3 protein-coding genes are annotated in these 2171 nt (G+C 59.5%); 1 reads left to right on the forward strand and 2 read right to left on the reverse strand.

Features of this window, described 5'->3' with window-relative positions:
• Nucleotides 1-108 precede the first annotated feature (108 nt).
• Nucleotides 109-828, forward strand: a complete 720-nt coding sequence (psb29, locus tag NW815_RS04875; RefSeq protein WP_041436186.1) for a photosystem II biogenesis protein Psp29 — start codon at nucleotides 109-111, stop codon at nucleotides 826-828.
• Nucleotides 829-837: 9 nt separating this feature from the next.
• On the opposite strand, the gene NW815_RS04880 is transcribed toward psb29, so the two are convergent.
• Nucleotides 838-1542 (reverse strand): esterase/lipase family protein, encoded by a 705-nt coding sequence (locus NW815_RS04880; protein ID WP_414390818.1) that lies wholly within the window; start codon nucleotides 1540-1542, stop codon nucleotides 838-840.
• Between the two features lie 3 nt (nucleotides 1543-1545).
• Complete coding sequence (locus NW815_RS04885) at nucleotides 1546-2070, reverse strand: GNAT family N-acetyltransferase (RefSeq protein WP_414343795.1); 525 nt, start codon at nucleotides 2068-2070, stop codon at nucleotides 1546-1548.
• Nucleotides 2071-2171: the final 101 nt, after the last annotated feature.

The raw sequence follows: 2171 nt of genomic DNA on the forward strand, positions 1-2171 counted from the left end.
CTCCAGCCTTCAGGCCGGGGAGGATGTCAACACAGCTTGCCCTCAGGGTCAGCACAGGTGAGAATAAAAAAACAGAGAAGCCATCCTCAAGCTCATTTTTGTCTGCCTGTGAATCCTGTTCGCACCCTCTCCGCCACCAAAGCGGCCTTTTTCAGCGCCTACCCTCGCCCGATCAACGCCGTCTATCGCCGGGTGGTGGAGGAGTTGTTGGTGGAGCTGCACCTGACCACCGTCAACAGCACCTTCGTCTACGATCCGTTTTTTGCCTTGGGGCTGGTCACCCTCTACGACGGGCTGATGGAAGCCTATCACCCCCCTGAGCAGCGAGAAGCCATTTTCAACGCCCTCTGTAAGGCTCTGCACCTCAAGCCGGAGGTGTTGCGCAAGAATGCCCGCGATCTGCTGGAGTTGATGGGAAGCGGGGATCCCCGTCAAAGACTTGATCTCCTCTGTCTCAAGCCAGAGGCGGAAGATGTGGGTGGGTTGAAAGCCATTTTGGAGCGCATGACTCAGCCGCCCTACGCCTACAGCCGGGTCTTAGCTGTTGGCCTTTACACAGCCTATGAAGTTGTGGCCAAGTCCCTTTACGAAGAACCAGAAGAACGCACCCGCCGCTTTTTGGAGAATGTGGTGAGCAAGCTGCCCTTTTCAACAGAGCGGGTGAGAAAAGATCTGGAGCTCTATCGCAGCAGTTTGGATCGCATGAAGCAGGCGCGGGCTGTGGTCGAGGAGATGGTAAAAGCCGCCCGGCGTCAGCAGGAACGCCGCCAATCGGCCGCCTCTTTGCCCGAGACTTCCCTCGGCGACCCAAGCAAGCCTGGCAGCTAAACCCCGGCCCTAAGCCAGATACTGAGCCCAAGTTTCCACCACCTCGGGGGATCCATACCAGCGCCGTCCACCCCGACCGGAATGGTAGCAGTTGGGCAGAGTGAGGTTAACAGCCCCCTGCAGGTGGGCAGCCTCGATGGGGGTAATGCCATCGCCCCACAATTCCCCCTGTCCAGCCGTGAGCCAATAGCTGTTGTAGGCCAGCCAAGCCAGATAATGCTCCTGTCGCCACAGGGATCCCAGACTCAACCTCTGCCCCTGGATGACCCTGCCGGCCACGCACACATATTTGACCTCGGGCCAAAAGGCCCCCGGATAGTGGGTGTTGACAAAGTCCAAATTGCGCTTCGTCCAGCGCTCCCGGCTGGTGTGGGGGGATCCCAAGCTAATCAGCGCAGCGACCTGCTCCCGCCCCTGCCACACCTGTCCCCTATAGGGCACGGATCCCAGGTAGATGCGGGCAATCCAGCCGCCGGCGGAGTGGGCCACCAGGTTAACTCGGTCAACCCCAAACTCAGCGCAGGTCTTTTGGATGGTCTCTCGAAGGGCCCACAGGATGGGAGTGACAGGCCTTCCCCCCAGCGTGGGAAACCAACTGCGCACCTGCAACGGCACCACCCGTGCCGCATAGCCGCGGGCTTCCAGCTCTTGGCGCAGGGGCTCATACTCCGACGCACCCGCCAGATAACCGGGCAAAATCACCACAGGGGCCATACGCTAGCGGGGATACCAGAACATGCCTTTGATCCCCTCAGGGTCGGCGGTGAAGCCCAGCCGTTCGTAAAAGCTGACCACTCCCTGATCGGCAAAAAGGGTGATGTTGCTGATGTCTCGGGCGCGCAGCTCGTGGATCACCTTTTCCATCAGCCGCTTGCCCAGACCCCTACCCTGGAAATCGGGATGAACCACCACATCCCAAATGGTGGCATTGAAAGCGTGGTCGGACGTTGCCCGGGCAAAGCCGATGAGGCGACGGTAGCTGCCCCGCTGCTGCCACATCGACACCACCAAAAAGCTGTGCTGCAGGGCTTTTCTCACCTTGTGAATGGGGCGACGCGACCACCCCACCGCATCGCAGAGCTCCTCTAGCTCGTACAGATCCAAGTTGGGATCCAAGCTGAAGAGGATTGTCTCCCCTCGTACCACCACCGTTTCCTGGCGACGGTCGGCCCTAGCTGTTTGCGCCGGCTCTTTGGTTGTAGCAGCTCCTGCTGACCCGAACAGGCCCTTCCAAAAACTCATGTGAATCGCTGCCGAGTGAAAGCTCACCCCTACTTTGGGTGAGCGTGTCCTCAGTATAGCCAGGATCGGTGGCGGAATTGTTTCCAATTTCTAGGGATCCC

It is taken from the genome of Synechococcus sp. R6-7 (assembly GCF_047461695.1).
Classification (GTDB): domain Bacteria; phylum Cyanobacteriota; class Cyanobacteriia; order Thermostichales; family Thermostichaceae; genus Thermostichus.

Excerpts from the sequence above, each read along its gene's own strand:
- NW815_RS04880 (WP_414390818.1), bottom strand. The coding sequence starts at position 1,542 with ATGGCCCCTGTGGTGATTTTGCCCGGTTATCTGGCGGGTGCGTCGGAG.
- NW815_RS04885 (WP_414343795.1), bottom strand. The coding sequence starts at position 2,070 with ATGAGTTTTTGGAAGGGCCTGTTCGGGTCAGCAGGAGCTGCTACAACC.